Source organism: Methylobacterium sp. Leaf118, assembly GCF_920984675.1.
GTDB lineage: Bacteria > Pseudomonadota > Alphaproteobacteria > Rhizobiales > Beijerinckiaceae > Methylobacterium.
In genome coordinates, this window is the sequence record NZ_CAKLBV010000002.1 from 1 (window position 1) to 22,699 (window position 22,699).

Annotated in this window: 18 protein-coding genes and 1 tRNA gene; 3 read left to right on the forward strand and 16 right to left on the reverse strand. The window is 69.9% G+C overall.

What is annotated here, in order from left to right; all coding sequences use genetic code 11:
- Positions 1-685 precede the first annotated feature (685 nt).
- The 12 genes from LW587_RS01150 to LW587_RS01205 form a co-directional block, all read right to left on the reverse strand.
- Complete coding sequence (locus LW587_RS01150) at positions 686-1,015, reverse strand: hypothetical protein (protein WP_232627773.1); 330 nt, start codon at positions 1,013-1,015, stop codon at positions 686-688.
- Between the two features lie 245 nt (positions 1,016-1,260).
- Entirely contained in the window at positions 1,261-1,476 is a 216-nt protein-coding gene (locus LW587_RS01155) for a hypothetical protein (RefSeq protein WP_232627774.1), read from the reverse strand.
- Complete coding sequence (locus LW587_RS01160; protein ID WP_232627775.1) at positions 1,473-1,769, reverse strand: hypothetical protein; 297 nt, start codon at positions 1,767-1,769, stop codon at positions 1,473-1,475. The genes LW587_RS01155 and LW587_RS01160 overlap by 4 nt, the downstream gene beginning before the upstream one ends.
- A 217-nt stretch (positions 1,770-1,986) precedes the next feature.
- Positions 1,987-2,061: transfer RNA gene (locus tag LW587_RS01165), tRNA-Gly, on the reverse strand.
- Positions 2,062-2,164: 103 nt separating this feature from the next.
- Complete coding sequence (locus tag LW587_RS01170) at positions 2,165-3,793, reverse strand: hybrid sensor histidine kinase/response regulator (protein WP_232627776.1); 1,629 nt, start codon at positions 3,791-3,793, stop codon at positions 2,165-2,167.
- A gap of 313 nt (positions 3,794-4,106) precedes the next feature.
- Positions 4,107-5,390 (reverse strand): M48 family metalloprotease, encoded by a 1,284-nt coding sequence (locus tag LW587_RS01175; protein WP_232627777.1) that lies wholly within the window; start codon positions 5,388-5,390, stop codon positions 4,107-4,109.
- A gap of 5 nt (positions 5,391-5,395) precedes the next feature.
- A complete protein-coding gene (locus tag LW587_RS01180; RefSeq protein WP_442919075.1) occupies positions 5,396-6,682 on the reverse strand; it encodes a DUF898 family protein in 1,287 nt (428 codons plus the stop codon).
- 113 nt (positions 6,683-6,795) lie between these two features.
- Positions 6,796-7,026 carry a YbdD/YjiX family protein gene (locus LW587_RS01185; RefSeq protein WP_232627779.1) on the reverse strand — a complete coding sequence of 77 codons (231 nt, stop codon included), beginning with the start codon at positions 7,024-7,026 and terminating at the stop codon, positions 6,796-6,798.
- Positions 7,027-7,030: 4 nt separating this feature from the next.
- Positions 7,031-9,088, reverse strand: coding sequence for a carbon starvation CstA family protein (locus LW587_RS01190; protein ID WP_232627780.1), 2,058 nt, complete (start codon positions 9,086-9,088; stop codon positions 7,031-7,033).
- Between the two features lie 190 nt (positions 9,089-9,278).
- Positions 9,279-9,905: a TPM domain-containing protein gene (locus LW587_RS01195; RefSeq protein ID WP_232627781.1), complete on the reverse strand. Its 627-nt coding sequence runs from the start codon at positions 9,903-9,905 to the stop codon at positions 9,279-9,281.
- The gene (locus LW587_RS01200) at positions 9,895-10,698 is read right to left on the reverse strand and encodes a TPM domain-containing protein (protein ID WP_442919076.1); all 804 of its coding nucleotides are present in this window, start codon (positions 10,696-10,698) and stop codon (positions 9,895-9,897) included. The genes LW587_RS01195 and LW587_RS01200 overlap by 11 nt, the downstream gene beginning before the upstream one ends.
- Before the next feature lie 12 nt (positions 10,699-10,710).
- Positions 10,711-11,358 (reverse strand): LemA family protein, encoded by a 648-nt coding sequence (locus tag LW587_RS01205; RefSeq protein WP_232627782.1) that lies wholly within the window; start codon positions 11,356-11,358, stop codon positions 10,711-10,713.
- 139 nt (positions 11,359-11,497) lie between these two features.
- Between LW587_RS01205 and LW587_RS01210 the strand changes: the two genes are divergently transcribed.
- Together LW587_RS01210 and LW587_RS01215 are read left to right on the forward strand one after the other, a co-directional pair.
- Entirely contained in the window at positions 11,498-11,824 is a 327-nt protein-coding gene (locus tag LW587_RS01210; protein ID WP_232627783.1) for a SelT/SelW/SelH family protein, read from the forward strand.
- A gap of 97 nt (positions 11,825-11,921) precedes the next feature.
- Positions 11,922-14,063: a sensor histidine kinase gene (locus tag LW587_RS01215; RefSeq protein ID WP_232627925.1), complete on the forward strand. Its 2,142-nt coding sequence runs from the start codon at positions 11,922-11,924 to the stop codon at positions 14,061-14,063.
- Between the two features lie 278 nt (positions 14,064-14,341).
- On the opposite strand, the gene LW587_RS01220 is transcribed toward LW587_RS01215, so the two are convergent.
- From LW587_RS01220 to LW587_RS01235, 4 genes are all read right to left on the reverse strand, one after another.
- On the reverse strand, positions 14,342-15,178 hold the full coding sequence (locus tag LW587_RS01220; RefSeq protein WP_232627784.1) for an aldo/keto reductase: 837 nt from the start codon (positions 15,176-15,178) through the stop codon (positions 14,342-14,344).
- 158 nt (positions 15,179-15,336) lie between these two features.
- Positions 15,337-16,095 (reverse strand): Crp/Fnr family transcriptional regulator, encoded by a 759-nt coding sequence (locus tag LW587_RS01225; RefSeq protein ID WP_232627785.1) that lies wholly within the window; start codon positions 16,093-16,095, stop codon positions 15,337-15,339.
- A 154-nt stretch (positions 16,096-16,249) separates the two neighbouring features.
- Complete coding sequence (gene glgA, locus LW587_RS01230; protein ID WP_232627786.1) at positions 16,250-17,785, reverse strand: glycogen synthase GlgA; 1,536 nt, start codon at positions 17,783-17,785, stop codon at positions 16,250-16,252.
- A gap of 189 nt (positions 17,786-17,974) precedes the next feature.
- Entirely contained in the window at positions 17,975-19,576 is a 1,602-nt protein-coding gene (locus LW587_RS01235) for an alpha-amylase family glycosyl hydrolase (protein ID WP_232627787.1), read from the reverse strand.
- A gap of 299 nt (positions 19,577-19,875) precedes the next feature.
- Between LW587_RS01235 and LW587_RS01240 the strand changes: the two genes are divergently transcribed.
- Positions 19,876-22,410, forward strand: a complete 2,535-nt coding sequence (locus LW587_RS01240; RefSeq protein WP_232627788.1) for a glycogen/starch/alpha-glucan phosphorylase — start codon at positions 19,876-19,878, stop codon at positions 22,408-22,410.
- Positions 22,411-22,699: the final 289 nt, after the last annotated feature.

The following is a 22,699-nucleotide window of genomic DNA, read 5'->3' on the forward strand; positions in this document are numbered from 1 at the left end:
CGAGAACGAGGTTAGGGGGTCAGAATTGGACGCCGATCCCCCGCCTCAAGGGGTCATAGTTGCACGCCGAAACACAGTCGGCGGAGGCATCGATGTTGGGTGCCTATCGGTCGGCCCGCCCCACCTCACGAGCTTCGCATTCTTCGGCTTCAACTAGATGGCTGGGGAGCGTTGTCCGGGTTTCGGGCTGCGGCGCAATCCAGTCCGGCGACCAGTACGAGGTAGGGCTACCTACAGTCAGGTTCCTGGAGTCCGGTTCGGACGCCTCCTGAACGACCGCGTCGGCCTGGTTGTGGAACGTGGCTGGCCACGGTCCGGTTTCGGCGCGTTTGCACGCTAGGTGCGGCCGCCGCACGTCTCGGCGACGCTGATCTCGCTGGTCTGCCGCTATACTGGTTGGCACGACTGGGCGAGCATACGGCACGGATCTCACCACGTCGAAGCAGACGACGAAGGCAGCAGATGGGAGGGACACCTACGGGTCACAAGGGTAGATTGTAGGCACGCAGACGGAATATCTTGGAAGGAATAGATTTCGTAAAAATACTGCCCTCGCGCCGAGGTTCGCCCACGCGCTGCGCGGGGCGGCCCTCTGTCAGGAAGGGCCGCCCCGCAATGCCGCCGAGCTCGGGGCCCGCTACGCCCGGCGCGATGCCGAGCGGCGGAAGGGGAAGGCCAAGGCCCGTTAGGCGGCGGCGCGGTCGTCGCCCCACACCAGGCACATGGCCGCTGCCTCAGCCTCTTCCCGGCAGGGGACGCGGAGGATGCGAAGCTGCACGGCCTCGCTGCCCGCGGCGATGGCCTTGAGGCGCTCCTCACCCTTCAGGAGGGCGCACGCGATATCGGTGCCCTCCTTCCAGTAGCCGTAGGCGAGGTCGGCCCCGGAGAAGGCGGCCCCCATCCAGGTGCTGTGGTTCACGCCGCTGGCGAGGCACTGCTCCTGAACGCGGCGGGCCTCTTCGAGCTCGCGGCGGAGGGTGTCGGCGTCGAGCTGGTGCTTGTCGATGATGCGCATCGGGTGTGCTCCCTGGTTTCGATGGTGCCACCATGACGAGGAGCGCTTCTGATTTATCTGAATCGATTCCATAAAATTAGACCGACCGTTCGGGAATATTGCGCTTACCGTTTGAACACCTTAACTACATCAGTAAAATGCAATTTATTAATGTAGTTTGTACGAGTCAGGTTCTCGTTCTGTTCTCAAGAATGACTTCTATAGAAGTCACTTTCAGGACCCGTCTGAGGCCCTCCGTTAACCTCTCAGGGCTGAAATTTTTCGCGGATAGCGGTCTCGACGGCGGGGCCCAGGCCGTCCGCCTCTGCCCCGTGCGGGCGGACCTCGTTAAGGAGCACCGGCTCCCCGCCGCGGCGGACGACGACGGTGCTGCGGTCCGGGCCGACCATGACGCGGACCACGACCTTGACGACCGCGCCGGCGCCGGGGCCGTCCTGGGATGGGTAGAGAGGGTCGCTCATGCCGACACGGTGTCAGCTCGCGCAGGCGCCGGCAACGCCTCGAACCGCCCGTACCGGCGCGTCGTCGGCCGGGCGATGAGGAGCTCCCGCCGGTACGCCAGGCAGACGTCGGCGACCGCGGCCTCGCCCGTGTAGCGCGTCGCCGGCGCCGGGCCCTCGATGCGGGCATGGTGGCGGCAGGCCGCGCACCGGCCGGCGGGGTCCTCGCGGCGGAATCCCCGCACGTCGTCGGGGACGGCATGCGGCCGCGTCCCGGAGAGCGAGGTCAGGCTGAGGTAGGCGTTGGCGGGCATGGCGGCCTCCGGAGGGTGACCACCTATCTTTCGTGCGAGGGTGCCGGAGTTCGACACAGGAAAGTTCGAGGGGCTGTCCCAGGCCGAATCAGGCGGGCCATGGGCCAGGCCTGAAACTGGTATCATGCTGGTATCAGGCCGAAATCTGATACCAGAACAGCCTCGAAAGAACTTGAGGAAGTCCTCGCAACCGCCTGATGGCAATGCGCTAAGGGGTTGGAGCGGGCGATCGGGATCGAACCGACGACATTCAGCTTGGGAAGCTGACGTTCTACCACTGAACTACGCCCGCAACGGATGCGTTTTGAACGGCTCCGGGGGCGCGAGTCAACGTCTTTCCTGAGGGCGCCGGGCGGGCGGTCGCGGATTCATCGCGGGCAAGCGGGGCGGAGGCCCTACCCCACGCCGGTCGGGCCATCGATGACGCGGCGCACCCGGCGGGCGAGCTCCATGCGCTTGTAGGGCTTGTTGATAATCTCGAACTCGGTACCGCCCGCGTCGGTGCGCTCCAGCGAGGCCTCGGCATAGCCGGTGGTGAGCAGCACCGTGATCTTCGGCTGACGCTCCCGGGCGGCGCGGGCCAGCATCACGCCGTTCATGCCGCCGGGCATGATCAGGTCGGTGAACAGGAGGTCGATGCGCTCCTCGCCGTCGAGGATGTCGAGGGCCGCCTTCGGCGTATCGACCACGACGACCCGGTAGCCGAAATCCTCCAGGATCGTGCCCGCCGTCGCCGCCACGTCCGGCCGGTCGTCGACGACGAGCACCCGTTCGGTGCCGTGCCGGTCGGCGGCGCGCTGGACGGGCTTGGCCTCTTCCTCGGCCTTCTGATCGGAGGCCGGGAACAGGAGGCGCACGGTCGTGCCGTGGCCGACCTCGGAATGGATCTTGACCGAGCCGCCCGACTGCTTGACGAAGCCGTAGACCATGGCAAGGCCGAGCCCGGTGCCCCGCCCCTCCCCCTTGGTGGTGAAGAACGGCTCCATCACCCGCGTGAGGATCTCCGGCGGCATGCCCGAGCCGGTATCGGTCACCGAGACCACCACATAGGCCCCCGGCGGCACCGTCCTGGTGAGCGCGGTGTCCTCGTCCTCGATCAGCTGGTTTCCGGTCCGCACCGTCACGGTGCCGCCGTCCGGCATCGCGTCGCGGGCGTTGATGAGCACGTTGAGGAGGGCCACCTCGGCCTGGGTCGGGTCGATGCGCGTCGCCCAGAGGTCCGCCGCCAGCACGGATCGCAGCTCGATGTCCTCGCCGAGCGTCCGGCCGATCATCTCGCTCATGCCCTCGACGAGGCCGTTGAGGTTGAGGAGCCGCCCCTCCAGGCGCTGCTTGCGGGAGAAGGCGAGGAGCTGGTGGGTGAGCTTGGCCGCGCGGTCGGTCGCCGCCCGCACCGCCTCGCCGGCCCGGCGCATCCGGGCCACGTCGAGGGTGGGATGATCGAGCAGCGCCAGCATCACCTCGTTGTGGCCGGAGACGACCTGCAGGAGATTGTTGAAGTCGTGGGCGATGCCGCCGGTGAGCTGGCCCAGGCTCTCCATCTTCTGCGCTTGGTAGAGCGATTCTTCCGCGTCGCGACGGCGCGAGACGTCGAGCTGGGAGCCGAAGAAGTAGACGAGGTCGCCCGAGCGGTTGAAGACCGGGCTCACGAACAGCGCGTTCCAGAACGAGGACCCGTCCTTGCGGTAGTTCAGGATCTCGGTGGCGAATTCCCGCTGCTCGGCGATGGCGGACCGCACCTCCGCGATGGTGTCGCGGTCGGTCTCGGGCCCCTGGAGGAAGCGGCAATTGTTCCCGATCAGCGCCTCGACCGTGTAGCCGGTCATGCGGATGAAGGCCCGGTTGGCGAAGATGATCGGGTTGTCCGGCTGGCGCGGGTCCGTGACGATCATCGGCATACGCGTCCGCTCGACAGCCGCGAAGAAGATGTCGTGGTGCTGATCGATGACGCCCATGGGGCCGCCGCTCCCGCTCACCGGCGTGTTGGGGCCAGGCGCCTGCGGCTTCTCGGGCGAAGTGGGCATGAAGACGGACGTCCCGTGGGAGCGACCCACGGGGTCGGATGCTGCGACCCTAATCCAATCGCACCGAAAGCTGTTCCCCGGAATTTCGGGAGATGAACAGGTGTTGAACGACAGAAGGTCGCATGGGGATCGGTGTGAGACCGCTCGCGACAAGTCTCCGTGCCGTGGCGAGGACTGAATTGTACGAAAGGATACAGTGGGCCGTGATCCGGGAACCTCCCGCCCGGGGGCTGCGGAGCGGATGAGTCTTCGAGGGGCCGACCGTCGCCGCCGCGTCTGCCGAGTGATGCTCCCGGGCGAGGCGGGGCACCGCTTACGGGGGCCGGGTGGGTGGGCTCGCGGCGCCATCCCCGGTCGTCCCGTCCTGCCGATCCTTCGGCTTCGGATCGTCCGCCTTCGGGTCTTTTGGGTTCGGTTCCTTGGCTGTCGGTTCCTTGGCTGTCGGTTCCTTGGCTGTCGGTTCCTTGGCCTTCGGATCCTTGGCCTTCGTCTCCTTGGCCTTCGTCTCCTTGGGCGGGCAGATGCCGCGCAGGGTCTGCCACTCGGCCTCCGTCAGGAGGCCACTCGTGCCCGGGACGTTGGCCGGGGTCTCTCCCGCCGTGGCGCGGATCGTCCTCGCCCGCTCGGCGGTGTAGGGGTGCGAGCGCAGGAAGGCGGTCGCGCTGGGTCGCTCATGCGCCCCGTCGGTGATGCGCTCCAGGATGCCGGCCAGCGCCCGCCCGTCGCCGCCGGCCCGGCCCACCGCCGACACGGCGGCGGCGTCCGCCGCGCGCTCCGCATCGCGGGAATAGCCCGCCGAGATCGCCGCCTGGCCGATCGTCACCAGCACGGTCGAGCCGGTCAGGTCGCCGAGGACGAGGCTGAGCAGGAACGAGGTGCCGCCCGCCCTGATGATCGAGCGCACGGGGTCGCGGGCGGCCACGTGCCCGAATTCGTGGGCGAGGATGCCGGCGAACTCGTCGGGGCTCTTCGACTTCGTGAGAATGTCCGACAGGATGATGACCCGGCCCCCCGGCAGGGCCAGGGCGTTGGCCAGGGCGTGGCGGCGCACGCTCACCTGCGGGGCCACCGGCAGGGACATGGTGGCGGAAAGCCGCGCCGTCAGCCGGTCGAGCACCGCCCGTCCCTCCGGCTCAAGGCACAGGGGCGGAGTGCCGAGAAGCCCGACCACCTGCCGGTCGACCGCCTCGCCGAGGCGCGCCTCGATCGCCGCGGGCACCAGCGGGGCGATCAGGCGGGAGGCTACCGGGACGCCGTAGAGCGCGGTCAGCACCACCGAGACCCCCGCCGCGATCGACCACAGCACGAGGCGGGTCAGCCCGCCCCCGCGCTCGGTCCGGGCCAGGTCGGGGCAGCACGCCGCCAGCGCGTCGGCGAAGGCCGTGTCCTCGAACTCGACGCTGCCCGGCGCGCTCGAATGCCCGATCCGGGTGAGCGGCGGCGCGGTCTCGGCGGCGCGCAGGTCGAGCAAGCTCCAATCGAGCCGCCGGTCCTCGCCCACGATCTCCAGCCGCTCGCCGAGCTGCAGCCGCACCCCATGGGCGCGGGCGCTGCGCCCGTCGAAGTAGCGGCCCGTGGTGGTCAGTGGCGCGCTCACCCGCCTCAGAACCCGATTTCCAGGGCGCCGCCGACATCGAGCGCGTCGGCGAGACCTTCGTTCAGGCCGCTCGCGGGCGTGCGCGAGGAGGCGACGATGGCCTCGAGGGCGGCGACGTTCTCGATGCGGGTCGCGTTCGCCACCGCCTCCCACAGGCCGAGCATCACGACGCGGGTGTAGATCACCGCCATGCCGAACACCGTGGCGACATAGAGCAGCCCGCCGCCGAACAGGGCCGCCGACTGCTGGCCGGGGTTGGCCGTCGGGCCGATGACGCCGAACACGATCGCGACGAGGATGCCGATCACCAGGCTGAAGCAGGCCACCGTCACCAGGTAGACGAAGTAGGGCCAGTAGAAGGAGCGCGCCTTCAGGTGCGAGGTGAGGCGCGCCTCCCCCAGATGCGTGGCGGAGAGGAAGGCGCGGGTCTCGCGGGCGCGATAGAAGGGGATCAGCAGCAGGATCAGCGGGAGGGCGAAGCCGAGCGTGGCCATGAACCAGCCGAAGGACGTGGCCACCGCCGTGCCCGCGTAGCGGGGATTGAAGATGAAGGCGTTCCCCTTGCCCTTCGGATGCGGCACGAACAGGTCCACGGGCGGAGAGAAGTCGACATTGTTCAGAAAGGCGAGTCCGGTCGCGAGGATCGGCAGCAGGCCGACCCCGTAGAAGGCGAGCCAGGGCAGCAGCACCGAGCGTCCCGTCGCGGTCGAGCGCAGCCGGCTCTCGCCGATCAGCGTGTGGTCGATGCGGTAGCGCTCCAGGCTGGCGCGCATGAACGGGAAGGCGAGGCCGAGCGTCAGGATCGTGAGGAGCCACCACAGGGTGGCGCGCAGCAGATACGCGGCGGCGGAGCCGTCCTGGCCCAGGCGGATGCCGCGCCAGCGGGTGCGCGAGGCGCGGTAGCGCCGCCCGCGGAAGACCGCGTATTGCCCGAGCAGGAACAGGAACACGCCCGACAGGATCGGCACGGCCGGCGCGAAGAGCGGCACGGCGAAGCCGAGGATGAACAGGACGAGGTAGACCGGCACCAGGATGGCGAGGGCCACGAGGAAGCCGAGAAACAGCTCCTTGCCGCGGCCGAGATACTCGGCCGGGCTGCCCGCGATCAGCGTGCGGCTCCAGAAGAAGCGCCGCAGGTCGGTCATGTACCAGAAGCGATAGATCGTGAAGGTCACGGCGGTGAGGAGCAGCCCCTTCACCACGAGGCCGGTCAGGCCCTTCGCTCCCTCGTCGAAGGCCACGAAACCCCTGGTCCCGCGCCGGTCGTCATCTGCGTGCATTGTCGTCCGCATCTCCATGCGGGCGGGAGAGTAGCCAAGCTTTCGCTACTTGCACGCGAAAAAGCGCCGCATCGCGGGAATTTCGCGGATGACGGCGCCTCTTCGTTCGTGCTGGTTTCCGCCGCTCAGCAGCAGCGGAAACCTGAGGTGTTGCCGACGCCGAAACGGGCATTCTCGCGGTTGCGAAAGAACTCCCGCTCGGTCATCGGCGCCTGGTCCGGGTGGGTCTTGGCGATGTGGGCGACGTAGGCGCCGTAATCGCCCTGTCCGACCATCAGGCGTGCGCCGTCGCAGACGCATTTGTTGAACGCCTTGAGGCGATCGCGAAAACTCTGCGACGGGGCCGGGACTGCCATGGTGTCACTCCGCCGGGGCGAGCCTGGGGTCGGCTTCCAGCGCCGTCCAGCGATCGGCACGGTAGGCCTTCACGCAGGCCATGACGCCGAACACCACGATCGCCACGACGAGGCCGACGAAGAACACGGCGAGGGCCGCGTCGATCCGGTCGTTGAAGACGATCTTGTGCATGTCGGCCATGTTCTTGGCCGGCGCCAGCACCTTGCCCTCGGCGATCGCCGTCGAGAACCGCTCCGCGTGGGAGAGGAAGCCGATCTTCGGGTCGGGCGAGAAGATCTTCTGCCAGCCGGCGGTCAGGGTGCAGATGCAGAGCCAGATCGTCGGGATGATGGTGACGAAGGCGTAGCGCTCGCGCTTCATCTTGAAGATCACTACGGTGGCGAGCGTCAGGGCCACCGCCGCCAGCATCTGGTTCGAGATGCCGAAGAGCGGCCAGAGCGTGTAGATGCCGCCCAGCGGATCGGTCACGCCCTGGTAGAGGAAGTAGCCCCAGGCCGCCACGCAGAGCCCGGTCGCCACCAGGCTCGGGGCCCAGGCCGAGGTGTCCTTGAAGCGCGGCGAGAGCAGGCCGAGCAGGTCCTGGAGCATGAAGCGCCCGGCCCGCGTGCCGGCATCGACGGCCGTCAGGATGAACAGGGCCTCGAACAGGATGGCGAAGTGGTACCAGAAGGCCATCATCGCCTTGCCGCCGACGGCCGAGGAGATGATGTGGGCCATGCCCACGGCGAGCGTCGGGGCGCCGCCGACGCGCGAGATGATCGAGTGTTCGCCGACATCCTTGGCGGTCTGGGCGATGACGTCGGCGGCGATCGGGAAGCCGAGGTTGGTCACGGCCGCCGCCGCGCTTTCCGGCGTGGTGCCGACGAGGCCGGCCGGCGAGTTCATGGTGAAGTAGATGCCTGGATCGATCACGCTGGCGGCCACCAGCGCCATGATCGCCACGAAGCTCTCCATCAGCATGCCGCCGTAGCCGATGAAGCGGGTGTCCATCTCGTTGTCGACGAGCTTGGGGGTCGTGCCCGACGCGATCAGCGCGTGGAAGCCCGACACCGCGCCGCAGGCGATGGTGATGAACAGGAACGGGAACAGCGAGCCCGCCCAGACCGGGCCGGTGCCGTCGACGAACTTCGTCATGGCCGGCATCTGCATGTGCGGCGCGACGACGACGATGCCGAGCGCCAGGCCGACGATGGTGCCGATCTTGAGGAAGGTCGAGAGGTAGTCGCGCGGGGCGAGCAACAGCCAAACGGGGAGGATCGCGGCGACGAAGCCGTAGCCGATCAGCATCCAGGTCAGCTGGGTGCCGGTGAAGGTGAAGGCCGGGCCCCAGACCGGGTGCTCGTTGATCTGGCCGCCGCCGAGGATCGCGGCCATCAGCAGGACGAAGCCGATGATCGAGACCTCGCCGATCTTGCCCGGCCGGATGTAGCGCGCGTAGAGGCCCATCAGGATCGCGATCGGGATCGTGGCCGCGACCGTGAAGGTGCCCCAGGGGCTCTCGGCCAGCGCCTTGACCACGATCATCGCCAGCACGGCGAGCAGGATCACCATGATCATGAAGGTGCCGAACAGCGCGATCACGCCGGGGATCACGCCGAGCTCGGCCCGGATCAGCTCGCCCAGCGAACGCCCGTCGCGGCGCATCGAGATGAACAGGATCATGAAGTCCTGCACCGCGCCCGCGAGCACGACGCCCGCCAGGATCCAGAGCATGCCGGGCAGGTAGCCCATCTGCGCGGCGAGCACCGGGCCGACCAGCGGGCCCGCGCCCGCGATCGCCGCGAAGTGGTGGCCGAACAGGACGGTCTTGTTGGTGGGAACGTAGTCGAGGCCGTCGTTGTGGCGGTGGGCCGGCGTCTCGCGCGTCGGATCGAGGCGCATCACCCGGTCGGAGATGTAGAGGGAATAATAGCGGTAGGAGATGAGGTAGACGCAGACCGCCGCCACCACGACCCACAGGGCGTTGATGGCCTCGCCGCGATGGGTCGCGACGATGGCGAGCGCCGCGGCGCCCAATGCTCCGACCAGGGCCCAGGGCCCGTGCTTCTGTAACGCGCCCATCGACGCCTCGCTCCGTGAGTGGCCGCGTTCTTGATGCAGGCGGCCTTAAGCGGGCTCTGTTTGGCGCAATTTTCTTCCCCCGACCAGTTGCCCGGACTTACACCGGCCGCGTTTGTTCAAGGCCTCCGGCCGGGGGTGGGCTTGCGCAAACGCGGCCGGCTCTCAACCGGGCGCTGCACGGTCCGACCGCTTAGTCCAGCACGATGACCCGGTTGGGCAGTTCGTCGCCCGCGGCGTCGCCCGGCAGGGCCGCTTCCAGCCGCGCGCCCACGCGCTCCACCGCGGCGGCGAGCCCGGCCCCGAGCGCCCCCTGCCCCGCCGCCGCGAGAAGGTCGGAGACGATGCCGTGCCATTCGCTCTCCGGGATGCGCGCGCGGACCGCGGAATCCGCGATGATCTCGGCGTAGCGCTCGGCCAGGGCCACGTAGATCAGGACGCCGGTGCGGCCCCGCGTGCCGGGGAGGCCGTGAGCCAGGAACTCGCGGCGGGCGGCCGCGTGGGCCCGCTCCCGTCGCCAGGGGCGGGGCGTGAGCGCGATCCGCACCCGCTCGTTCAGCGTGGCGGCCAGCGCCGCCAGCACCGCCCCGGCCTGGGCGAGCGCGATCTCGGCGGCGGACACATGCGTCAGCAGGATCAGCGGCCAGGGCAAGGCGAGGCTCACCCCGAGGGCCAGCCCCAGGGCCGGCGAGCGGTAGAGCCCGGCCCGGGCGGCCACCAGCACGACGATCTCGCCCGCGGTGCCGGCCTCGGCCCGGCCGATCGCCTGGGCGATCCGCGCGCGCTCGGATTCGGTCAGGATCGCCGCGCTACCAGTCACCGGAGGCTCCCCCGCCGCCCGACGAGCCGCCGCCGCCGGAGAACCCGCCGCCCCCTGAGAACCCGCCGCCGTCGGAGAAGCCCCCGCTCCAGCCGCCGGAAGACGGGCCCGGCACGAACACGATGCCCCCGCCCCGCTTGCGCCGCCCGCCGGAATTCATCCGGGCGAGCACGAGGATCAGCACCAGGATGACGACGATCCAGAACACGACCGTGACGGGATCGACCGCATCCCCCCGCACGGGGGCGCGGCGCTGCCATTCCTCGGCATCCCCCGACAGGATCGAGAGGATCGCGTCGACCCCGGCCTCGACGCCGCCGGAAAAGTCGTTCTGCTTGAAGCGCGGCGTGATCGCCGTGGTGACGATGACCTTGGTGAGCGCGTCGGTGAGCGCCCCTTCGAGGCCGTAGCCGACCTCGATGCGGACCTTGCGCTCGGTCGGCGCCACGAGGAGCAGCACGCCGTTGTTGGTCTTGGCCTGGCCGAGCTTCCACGCCCGGAACAGGCGGTTGGCGAAATCCTCGACGGTGAGGCCCTGGAGCGAGGGCACGGTGGCGACGGCGACCTGATCGCCCGTCTTGTCGTCATGCGCCTTGAGCTTGGCCTCGATCCGCGCCTTCGCCTCGGGCGCGAGGAGGTTCGCGCCGTCGACCACGCGGCCGGTGAGCGTCGGCAGGGCGGGCTCCGCGGCGAGCGCCGCCCCCGCGGCGAGGGCGAGCAGCAGGGCGGCCAGCGGCGCCAGCAGCCAAGGGCCGAGGCCGCGGGCCGCCGGTCCGTGCGCGGTCAGGCTCACCGACGGTGGACGCTAGAACTTCACGTTCGGCGCGCGCTCGGCGCCGGGCGTCGAGGTGAAGGTCTCCATGGGCTTGGCCTCGGGGTAGAACCACGCGGCGATCCAGCGACCCGGAATCGTGCGGATCTCGGTGTTGTAGGCCTGGACCGACTGGATGTAGTCGCGCCGGGCCACCGCGATGCGGTTCTCGGTGCCCTCGAGCTGGGATTGCAGGGCCAGGAAGTTCTGGTTGGACTTCAGGTCCGGATAGGCCTCGACGGAGGCGAGCAGGCGCCCGAGCGCGCCGGAGAGCTGGTTCTGCGCGTCCTGGAACTGCTTGAACTTCGCCGGGTCGCTGACCGTGGAGGCATCGACCTGCACGCTGGTCGCCTTGGCACGCGCCTCCGTCACCTTGGTCAGCGTCTCCTGCTCCTGCTTGGCGTAGCCCTTCACGGTCTCGACGAGGTTGGGGATCAGGTCGGCCCGGCGCTGGTACTGGTTCTGCACCTCGCTCCACGAGGACTTGGCCTGCTCCTCCAGGCTCGGCACGCGGTTGATCGCTCCGCAGCCCGACAGGCACAGCGACAGCCACAGCGCGGCGAGGGCGCTGGCGAGCCGGCCGAGCACGGGCGTGCGCAGCGGCGCGCGGGCCGCGGCGCGGGGGCTGAGGGAGACGGGCATGGGCGGCGAACTCCGGGACGGACGGGGACCTGTCCCGCCGAAAGCGGGACCTTGACGGGTCGGGAGATAGGGGCACGGGCCCATCGCGGGAAGAGCGGACGGTTGACAACGCCCGGCCGATAGGGACGCTGTCCCCGGAATGGACGAGGCTCCCGACGACCCCCTCCCGTCGCCTCCCGGCCGGCCGCGTGTCGCGATCACCTACTGCACCCAGTGCCAGTGGCTGCTCCGCGCCGCCTGGATGGCGCAGGAGCTTCTCTCCACCTTCCGCGACGATCTCGGCGAGGTCGCCCTGGTGCCGGGCACCGGCGGCGTCTTCGTCATCGCCTTCGAGGGCGAGACGATCTGGGAGCGGGTGCGCGACGGCGGCTTCCCCGACGTGAAGACCCTCAAGCAGCGGGTGCGTGACCGGATCGATCCGGCGCGGGACCTAGGGCATGTCGATCGTGCTGCACAGCGACCCTGATTCCCGCCCCCCGGTGCCGGAGGCCGCCGTCTCTCCCTCGGATGCCGGCCCCGCCCCGCCTGCGTCCCCGGCGCCGCGGGACGGCCTGATCCGGCGCCTGTCCGTCCGGTTCGGCCAGCGCGGCTTCTCCACCCAGTTCTACCTGATCATGCTGGTGATCGCGTTGATCGGGCCGGGCCTGATCTTCACCGCGATCCTGCTGACCCGCTATGCCGCGACGGAGCGCGCCCGCTTCGAGCAGGATGCGCGGGAGAACGTGCGCGGCATCGCCCTCTCGATCGACCGCGACACGGCGGGCCTCGTCTCGGTGCTCCAGACGCTCGCGACCTCGCCGCGGCTCAAGGACGGCGAATTCGCCAATTTCGAGAACCAGGCCCGCCTCGTGCGCGACGCCACCGGCCTCGACATCGTGCTGCGCCGCCTCGACGGCCAGCAGGTCGTCAACACTGCGCTGAAGGCCGGGGCGCCGCTGCCGGTCACCTCCCTGCCGATCGACCACGAGCTGCGCATCAGCGGCCAGCGCTCGATGGTGACGGGCTACCTCGCCGGCGTGACCCCGGATCAGGCGAGCTACGCCGTCGCCGTGCCGGTGCGGATCGAGGATGTGGTCACCTACTTCCTCAGCTTCACGGTGCCGGTGAGCCGGATCGAGGGGATCCTGGCCCGCGAGCAGGTGCGCGGCTGGGTCTCGGGCGTGTCCGACCGGGAGGGCATCGTCCTCGCCCGCCTGCCCGAGCTGCCCGGCGTGGTCGGGCGCCCGCGGCTGGCGACGCTGCGCCAGACCGCGACCGGGACCCCCGGCGTTTGGGAGGGCCGCGACCGTGCCTTCAAGCGCGTCACGGTGGTCGAGGCGCGCTCGCGGCTCAACGGTTGGACCGCGGGGGCGAGCATCCCGCGCGAACTCGTCGACGAGCGGCTGCATCGCTGGATCTGGGCCTTCGGCGGCTTCGGGCTGCTGGTGCTGGCGACCTCCTCGGTGCTCGCCGTGCATCTCTGGTCACGGGTCTCCAAGCCCCTGCGCCAGCTCGCGGCCTCCGGGCCGGCTTTGGCCCGCGGTCAGGCGATCCCGCGGATCGCCTCGCCGATCCACGAGATCCGTCGCCTCGGCGACGTGCTGTCGGAGGCCTCCCTGCGCCTGCGCACCCGCAGCGAGGAGCGCGACCGGGCGCTCGCCGAGACGCAGCGCGGCCTCTCCGCCCTCAAGGAGAGCGAGGCGCGCTTCCGCCACATGGCCGATTCCGCGCCGGCCCTGATCTGGATGACCGACGAGACCGCCCAGGTCGTCTTCGCCAACATGCATTTCGACCACCTGTTCGGCCGTCCGGCCGCGGAGATGGCGGGGGGCGGCTGGGAGACGATCGTGCATCCGCCGGATCTGCCCCTCTTCCTCTCGATCTTCGAGGAGGCGTTCCAGAGCCGGCAGCCGTTCCGGGCCGAGATGCGGGTGATCGACCGCAACGGCGAGATCCGCTGGCTGCGCTGCGAGGGCGTGCCGCGGCTCGATGACGGGGGGCACTTCCTCGGCTTCACCGGCTGCAGCGTGGATGTCAGCGACGCCAAGCGGGCCGAGGAGCATCTGCGCCTGCTCATCAACGAGCTGAATCACCGGGTGAAGAACACCCTCGCCACCGTCCAGTCCATCGCGATGCAGTCCCTGCGCAACCTGGAGGGCGAGGAGGCGGAAGCCGCCCGCGGGGCCTTCGAGGCCCGCCTTCTCGCCCTGGCCCGGGCCCACGACGTGCTGACCCGGGAGAGCTGGGAGGGGGCCGAGCTGAAGACCGTGGTGGCGGACGCGATCCGCCCGCTGGAGGCCACCGACGGGCAGGAGGCCCGCTTCGTTGTCTCGGGGCCGCGCCTGCGGCTGGCGCCGCGGCTCGCGCTCTCCATCGCCATGGCCCTGCACGAACTCGGCACCAACGCGGTCAAGTACGGGGCCCTCTCGAAGGAGGGGGGCAAGGTCACGATCACCTGGACGGTGCAGCGCCGGCCCGAGCTGAGCCTGTCCCTGCGCTGGAGCGAATCCGGTGGCCCTCCGGTGAAGCCGCCGACCCGCCGGGGCTTCGGCTCGCGCCTGATCGAGCGCAGCCTCGCCCGCGAGCTCGCCGGCACGGTCGCCCTGCATTACGAGCCCGAGGGCGTGGTCTGCACCATCGAGGCTCCGGTGCCGCCGCCGGGCCTGCTGGAGCGCAAGGGCGCCACCCAGCTCGCCGCGGCCAAGCCGCTGCCGCTGGCGGGATAGGTCGGTGCCGAGGCCGTGAACTCAGGTCGAGGACAGGAGCCGCCATCGATTGCGGCTGCTACGATCACACGATGCCCCTCATTCCGGGGCGCGCGGCGAACCCGGAATCCATGATTGGGCACAGTGCTCCGAGAGGCCGCGCAACACGGGTCGATTCCGGGTTCGCCTGCGGCGCCCCGGAATGACGTCGAGGAAAATAGCGGCCATGAGGTCGCGTTAGCCCGGGTCGGGAGCCTTGGCCCGGCACCGAAACGATGGCCGTTTCGGCCCGCAGGGTCCTAATGGAACGTCGCGGGGTCCGGCCCGATCCGGCCATCCGCCCGGTCGAGCCCGGCGATCGCCGCGCGGTCCCCGGCGGTGAGCGTGAATCCGAACAGGTTGAGATTCTCGCTGATGCGGGTCGGCGTGGCCGATTTCGGGATCGCCACGTGACCGGTCTCGAGATGCCAGCGCAGCACGACCTGGGCCGGGGTGCGGCCGAGGCGCCCGGCGATCCGGGCGATGACCGGATCGTCCAGAACCTGCGCCTTGCCCAGCGGGCTCCAGGCCTCGGTGACGATGCCGAGCCGGGCATGGGCCGCGCGCAGGGCATGCTGCTGGAAGTGGGGATGCAGTTCGATCTGGTTGAGGGCGGGAGCCTCGCCGGTCTCGGCCAGGAGCCGGTCGAGCTGCGCCTCGGTGAAATTGGAGACGCCGATCGAGCGGGCCCGGCCCTCCTCGCGGAGGCGGATCAGGGCGCGCCAGCTGTCGAGATAGAGCCCACGGTCCGGGCAGGGCCAGTGGATCAGGTAGAGATCGACATGGTCGAGTCCGAGCCGGACGAGGCTCTCGTCGAAGGCGCGCAGGGTCGCGTCGTAGCCCTGGCTGTCGTTCCACAGCTTGGTCGTCACGAACACGTCGGCCCGCGGCACGGCCGTCTCGCGCAGGGCCCGGCCCACGCCGGCTTCGTTGCCGTAGACCGCGGCGGTGTCAACCGAGCGGTAGCCGTTTCCGAGCGCCGTCCCGATGAGGGTCGGCGCCGCCGCCGCTTCCAGGCGGTAGACGCCGAGGCCGAGCTGAGGGATCGATCGCCCATCGTTCAGGGCGATCCGGGGGACGGGATCGGGGGATGCCATGGCTGCCAGCCTACGCGCGGCCCGGGCAACGGCCCAGGCGAAGGGCGCGGAGAATCGGCAAGATTCTTCCTGCCGTACAGGCATGACACCGCAGGGGGTGGGCTGCGCCGGGATCAGGGCCGCGCGGTCCGGCCGAGCGGCGCATCAGGTCCGGCGCATCAGGGTCTGGCCTCGCCCTCCGGCCGCCGGATGAGGTGGAGATAGGCCGGATCGAAATCGCAGAAGGCGCGCAGGCGCTCCACCTCGGGCACGTGGAGACGGCGGTCCTGAAGCCGGATCAGGCCCTCGGTGCGCAGGTCGCGCAGGATGCGGCTGACGTGAATCGTGGTGATGCCGAGGATGTCGGCGAGCATCGGCTGGGTCATCGGCATCGGGCATTCATGCGACCCGGCCGCCCCGACGATCTGCTGGCGCAGCAGCAATTCGCAGAACAGGTGCGCGAGGCGCCGGTCGGCGGTGCGCTGGCCCATATTGGCGAGCCATTCCCGCAGGATGCTTTCGTCGACGAGCGTCGCCCACCACAGGGCGCGGGCGAGGCGCGAGTCGCGGAAGACCAGGGCGTCGATCCGGTCCTGGGGCACGTCCGCGATGGTGCAGGCGGTCAGCGCCGCGATGTAGTGGTCGGAGGGGCCGAGCACGACCGATTGCAGATCGCAGAAATCGCCGGGCAGGAGGAGGCCGAGGATCTGGCGCCGGCCGTCGTCCACGAGCTTGTAGCGGAAAGCGACCCCCTCGACGACGAGATGGACGCCGACCGCCGGATCCCCCGCCCGGACGATGTCCTGCTGCGGCTCCGCGGTGCGGTCCGGCCGGAACAGGTCGGCCAGGATGGCTTGGTCGCCGGCGTCGAGATCGACGCCGTGGCGGAGCTTGCGGATCAGCGGGTTGCCGCGTGGGACGGTGACCAGGGCATCCATGGGCGCACGGCGCGAGGCCGGGTTCTCTGTCAGGAACCGGGTAGATGGGACGATGCCGCGTTCGGTCCATCCCTCCGCGGCGGTGGATTTGCGCTCCGTGCCCGTCGGGTGGGGATGATCCGTCTCGGTGTCCGGTAGGCCCGGAGGGCGCGCCTCAGGCGGCCTTCCAGCGGCGGGCCGCGTTGTTGCCGAAGGCGCGGGCGTAGAGGCCGCAATAGCTCAGCGCCGCCCGGTCCCAGCCGAAGGCGCGCGACATGGCGCTGCGGCGCATGGTGTTGAGCCGCTTCTTCTGCCCGAACGTCTCGAAGGCGCGGCCGATCGCCGAGACCAGCCCCCGGGGCGAGGCATCCGCGAAGGTGAAGCCCGTGACCCCGTCCTCCACCGTGTCGTTGAGCCCGCCGGTGCGGCGCACGATCGGCAGGGAGCCGAAGCGCTGGGCATACATCTGCGCCAGACCGCAGGGTTCGAAACGGGAGGGCATCAGGAGGAAGTCGCTGCCCGCGAAGATGCGGCGCGCCTCGGTCTCGCGGAAACCGACATGGACGCCGACATGGTCGGGGTGGCGTCCGGCCAAGTCACGGAGCGCCTCCTCGAAGCGGCCCTCGCCCTGGCCGATGACGACGAGCTGCCCGCCCCCGGCGACGATCGATTCGGCGGCGCTGATGCTGAGGTCGATCCCCTTCTGGTGGACGAGGCGGGAGACGATGGCGAAGAGCGGCCCGCGGGACACCGCCATGCCGAACTGCTTGCGCACCTCTTCGGCGTTGGCGCGCTTGCCCTTCCAGTCGTCCGGCTCGAAGCGGGCGGCCAGATGCGGGTCGGTGCGCGGGTCCCAGCTCTCGTCGATGCCGTTGAGGATGCCCGTCAGCCGCCCCTGCGCGGCGCGGGTGCGCAGGAGCCCGTCGAGGCCGCAGCCGCCCTCGGGCGTGGTGATCTCGCGGGCATAGGTCTCGCTCACCGTGGTGACGTGCGAGGCGTGGTAGAGGCCGGCCTTGAGGTAGGAGAGCTGTCCGTAGAACTCCACGCCATCCATCTGGAAGGCATAGTCGGGCGCTCCGATCCGCCCCAGGGTCTCCCGGGGAAACAGGCCCTGATAGGCGAGGTTGTGGATCGTCAGCACGCTCGGGCGGCGGATGCCGAGCCACGCCATGTAGGCGGGCGCCAGAGCGGTCTGCCAGTCGTTGAGGTGCAGGAGATCGGCCGACCAGAACGGGTCGAGCCCGGCGGCGAGTTCCGCCGCGGCCCGGCTGAGCCGGGCGAAGCGCAGGTCGTTGTCGCCGAAATCGCCCGCGGCGTCGCCGTAGGGCGTGCCCTCGCGCTCGTAGAGGTCGGGGGCGATCAGGGCGTAGACGCCGAGCCCGTCCGCCGTGGTGCCGAAGCCGAGATCGCAGGCCGGCACGCCCGCGAAGGCGGGAAGGCGGCCGACGATGGTGAGGTTCTGCAGGCCGGCAAGCACGCTGGCATAGCCCGGGATCAGCACGCGCACGTCGTAATGGTGCCGCAGGGCCCGCGGCAGGGCGCCCGCGACCTCGCCGAGACCGCCGGTCTTGACGAAATCCGACATCTCCGGGGTGGCGTAGAGAATCCGGGGAAGAAGAGAATGGCCGTGATCCGGCGGGAACCGCGTATCGGGTCCGTGTGAGAACGTCACCTCGGCGGCCGGCAGGTCGCCGAGATCCACGTATGCCATCGAAACGTCCCCGAGCCCCTGGCGCCGCGTCTGGACGGCAGTGATGGCCGCTGCGGCGCTTCGCATCACAATGCTCCGGACTACGCTCTGTTCCGTTGCATCGCACAATTCAGGCCATGTTCAGAGTATGATTCGCGTCGCGCCGCCCGCGTGCGCCTCATGGAGCGCATGTCGATGACGCATATGCGTTCATCTGGATGTTTCCGGCCGCAGCACCACGCCCTCGTCCGGCCCCAGGGGGAACGGCCCTCGCCCGCGCTCCCCGGCGCGGCCGGGCCGCGTCGAGAGCAGCACCTCCCACTCGTCCTCGCCCAGGGGAACCGCGCGGGGGTCTGCTCCGAAATTGAGCAGAATCTGGAGGGTGGCGCCCTCCGCGAAGCGCTCGTAGGCGAACATCTCCGCGGCGAGGTCCGGCGGCAGCTCGATCCCGCGCCAGCCGCCGACCGAGAGGGCGGCGTGGTCCCGCCGCAGGGCGAGCAGGCGGCGATGCAGCGTCAGGATCGAGCCGGGGTCGTCGCGCATCGCCTCGACGTTGCGGTGGTCGGCATCCGCGCTCAGCGGCAGCCACGGCTCGGCCGCGCTGAAGCCGGCGCCCGGGCCGTCGTCCCACTGCATCGGCGTGCGGACCGGATCGCGGCCATGGCCGGGCTCGTTCCGCTCCCACGGATCCCGGACCCGGTCCGGCGGGATCGGCACGTGGCCGAGGCCGATCTCGTCGCCGTAATAGAGCGTCGGCGTGCCGCGCAGGGTCAGGAGCAGCATCGCGGCGACGCGTGCCTGCGCCGGGCCGACCCGGGCGGCGATGCGCGGGCGGTCGTGGTTGCCGAGCACCCAGTTCGGCCAGCCGCCCTCGGGAAGCGCCGCCTCGTATTCCGCCACCAGGGCGGCCACGGCCTCGGCCCGCCACGGGGTCTCGAGAAGCTGGAAGTTGAAGGGCAGGTCGGCGGCCTTCAGATCCGGGCCGTAATAGGCCACCAGCCGCTCGATCGGAAGGTAGATCTCGCCGATCAGCACCCGCTCCCCGAACGCGCGCAGCACCGCCCGCAGGCCGGCGATCACCTCGATCACCTCGGGCCGGTCGCAGGAATAGACCTGGGCGAACCGGTTGATGCCGGGCTGGTGCGGCGCGAAATCGGGATTGTCCGGGTTGTCGCGGAATCCCTCGTCCTTGATGAGGTGCCAGATCACGTCGACCCGGAACCCGTCGACGCCCCGCTCCAGCCAGAAGCGCAGCACGTCGTGCATCGCCGCGCGCAAGGCGGGATTGCGCCAGTTCAGGTCCGGCTGCTCGGGCAGGAAGGCGTGGTAGTAATATTGCCCGGTGGCCTCGTCCCGGGTCCAGGCGGGGCCGCCGAAATTCGAGAGCCAGTTGTTGGGCGGGCCGCCATCGGGCGCCGGATCGCGCCAGATGTACCAGTCGCGCCGGGGCGAGGTTCGGCTCGCTCGGCTCTCGGCGAACCAGGGATGCGCGATCGAGCTGTGGTTGGGGACGAAGTCGAGGATCACCTTGAGGCGGCGCCGATGCGCCTCGGCGATCAGGGTGTCGAAGTCCGACAGCGTGCCGAACAGCGGATCGACGGCGCAGTAATCGGCCACGTCGTAGCCGAAATCCGCCATCGGCGAGCGGTAGAAGGGCGAGATCCAGACGGCGTCGACGCCGAGCCAGGCGAGGTAGTCGAGCCGGGCGGTGATGCCGGCAAGGTCGCCGACGCCGTCGCCGTCGGTGTCCTGGAACGAGCGCGGATAGACCTGATAGACGGTCCCGCTCTTCCACCAGATCGTCTCGGTCATGGGATCTCCCCGGCCGCCGTCGTCCGGTCCGGAGGGGTAGGGTCGTTCAGGCGCCCTTCAAGCGGGGAACGGCATTTCCCATCGCGGGGCCTTGCGGTGGGGGCAGCCCTGTGTCGACGAGGACACAGGACGGCAGGCACGCCACTTGCGAAAGCGGTCCCCGCCCATCTGTGTCTCGACAAGCCTCGGCATCCACAACACCATGCGGGCGCAGGGTTGTCGGACTTCGTCCCGCCGCAAGAAGCGGGCAGGGTTCGGCGCGAACCGATCGAATCGGCTGCGATGAAGGGGGTTTTCCGGTGCTGAACGAAGCTCTGTCCGTGTCCCTCAGGAGCGGCGAAGCGGACACATCCGCTTCTTCCACGAAGCCGGCTGCCGCCGCCGCCACATATGTGAAGCCGGCCGGCCGGGACGGGACCGATCCCGTGGTGGCCCTGCGCGAGGATATCCGCGCCAAGCTCATCTACATTCTGGGCAAGACGCCGGAGACGGCGCGCGAGCGCGACTGGTTCGCCGCCACCGCGCTGGCGCTGCGCGACCGGATCGTCGATGCCTGCCACGAGGGGCAGGCCGGCACCGTGCCGGACAAGCGGGTCTACTATCTCTCGCTCGAATTCCTGATCGGCCGGCTTCTGTCGGACGCGATGAACAATCTCGGCCTCGTCCAGGCCACCCGGCAAGCCCTGCGCGACCTCGGCGTCGACCTCGGCGAGGTCGAGGGCGCGGAGCCCGACGCCGCCCTCGGCAATGGCGGCCTCGGCCGGCTCGCCGCCTGCTTCATGGAGAGCATGGCGAGCCTGTCGATCCCGGCGGTCGGCTACGGCATCCGCTACGACCACGGCATCTTCCGGCAGTCGCTGGAGGACGGTTGGCAGCGCGAGGCGCCGGAGACCTGGCTCTCCGAGGGCAACCCCTGGGAGTTCGCCCGGCCGGAATCGACCTACAAGATCGGGTTCGGCGGCCACGTCACCATGACGAGCCACGGCGACCACCATATCCGCCGCCACTGGCACCCGGCCGAGACCGTCAACGCGGTGGCCTACGACATCCCCGTGGTCGGCTGGCGGGGCCGCCACGTCAACGCGCTGCGGCTGTGGAAGGCCGAGTCGGACGCGCCGGTCGAGCTCGCCCGCTTCAACGCGGGCGACCATGTCGGCGCGGTGGCCGGCCGCGCCCGGGCCGAGGCGATCTCGCGGGTGCTCTATCCGAGCGATTCGTCGGCCGAGGGGCAGGAGCTGCGCCTGCGCCAGGAATTCTTCTTCACCTCCGCCTCGCTGCAGGATCTCGTGCGCCGGCACGTCGCCGAGCGCGGCTCGCTGCGCACCCTCCCCGACCACGCCGCGATCCAGCTCAACGACACCCACCCGGCCATCGCCGTGCCGGAGCTGATGCGCATCCTGATGGAGGAGCACGACTTCCTCTGGGAGGATGCGTGGCAGGTCACCTGCAACACCCTCCACTACACCAACCACACCCTGCTGCCCGAGGCGCTGGAGACGTGGCCGGTCGAACTGATGGAGCGGCTGCTGCCGCGCCACATGCAGATCATCTACCTGATCAACTGGCTGCACCTCGAGGAGCAGAGCAAGAATGCCCGGGGCGGCGCGGCCCATATCGCCGCGGTCTCGCTGATCGACGAGTCGCACGGCCGGCGCGTGCGCATGGGGCCCCTCGCCTTCCACGGCTCGCGCCGGGTCAACGGTGTCTCCGCGCTGCACAGCGACCTGTTGAAGTCGACGGTGTTCAAGGATCTCCACGAGATCGAGCCCGAGAAGATCGTCAACAAGACCAACGGCATCACCTTCCGGCGCTGGCTGCACAACGCCAATCCCGAGCTCACCGCGCTCGCCGTCGAGACGGTCGGCGCGGGGGTGCTCGACGATCCGACCGAGCTCGCCAAGCTCGTGCCCTTCGCCGACGATCCGGAATTCCGCACGCGCTACGCGGCGGTGCGCAAGCTGCGCAAGAAGCGCCTCGCCCAGGTGATCGCCGAGCGCACCGGCATCGCGGTCGATCCGACGGCGCTGTTCGACGTGCAGATCAAGCGCATCCACGAGTACAAGCGCCAGCTTCTCAACCTCGTCGAGACGGTGGCCCTGTACCAGGCGATCAAGAAGGCCCCCAACAAGGATTGGACGCCGCGGGTCAAGATCTTCGCCGGCAAGGCGGCGCCGAGCTACGTCCAGGCCAAGCTCATCATCAAGCTTGCCGGCGACATCGCCCGGGTCGTCAACGAGGATCCGGACGTCGGCAACAAGCTCAAGGTGGTGTTCCTGCCGAACTACTCGGTCAGCCTGGCCGAGGTCATCATCCCGGCCGCCGACCTTTCCGAGCAGATCTCGACCGCCGGCATGGAAGCCTCGGGCACCGGCAACATGAAGCTGGCGCTCAACGGCGCGCTCACCGTCGGCACGCTCGACGGGGCCAATATCGAGATCAAGGACCATGTCGGGGCGGAGAACGTCTTCATCTTCGGCCTCGACGCCGAGGGGGTGCTCGCCCGCATCGACGAGCCGGCCTATGCCAGCAAGGCGATCGCGGCCTCGCCGCGGCTCGCGGCGGCACTCGACGCCATCGGCAACGGCTTCTTCTCGCCCGACGAGCCGCGCCGCTTCGCGCCCCTCATCGACGAGATGCGCCACCGCGACCGCTACCTGACGACCGTCGATTTCGACGATTACTGGCGCGTCCAGCGCGAGATCGACGCCGCCTGGAAGCGCCCGGCGCAATGGTGGCGCACCGCCATCCTCAACACCGCCCGGATGGCGTGGTTCTCCTCCGACCGCTCGATGCGGGAATATGCCGAGGAGATCTGGCGGGTGAAGCTCGGCTGACGGCCCATCCCCGGCGGCCCGGAACAGGACCGATGGTCCAGGGTCCCGTGCCTCCGGCGGAGGAAAGCCGCCCCGCCGTCGCGGGGGTCCTTCACGATGGGTCTCGACCAATTCGAACGAAGCGGGCGGGAGGAGCGAGGCTCCTTCCGCCCGTTCCATGCGAAAAGCCTTCGCCGTTCGCGGAGCCGGACGGCGACGGGCGCGGCCCGCGCGCTGAAGTTTGCGCCGCTCTCTCGAGACCGCGGCGCGGTGTGATGATCGGATCTTGGCCCAGGATCGCGTGGCGGGC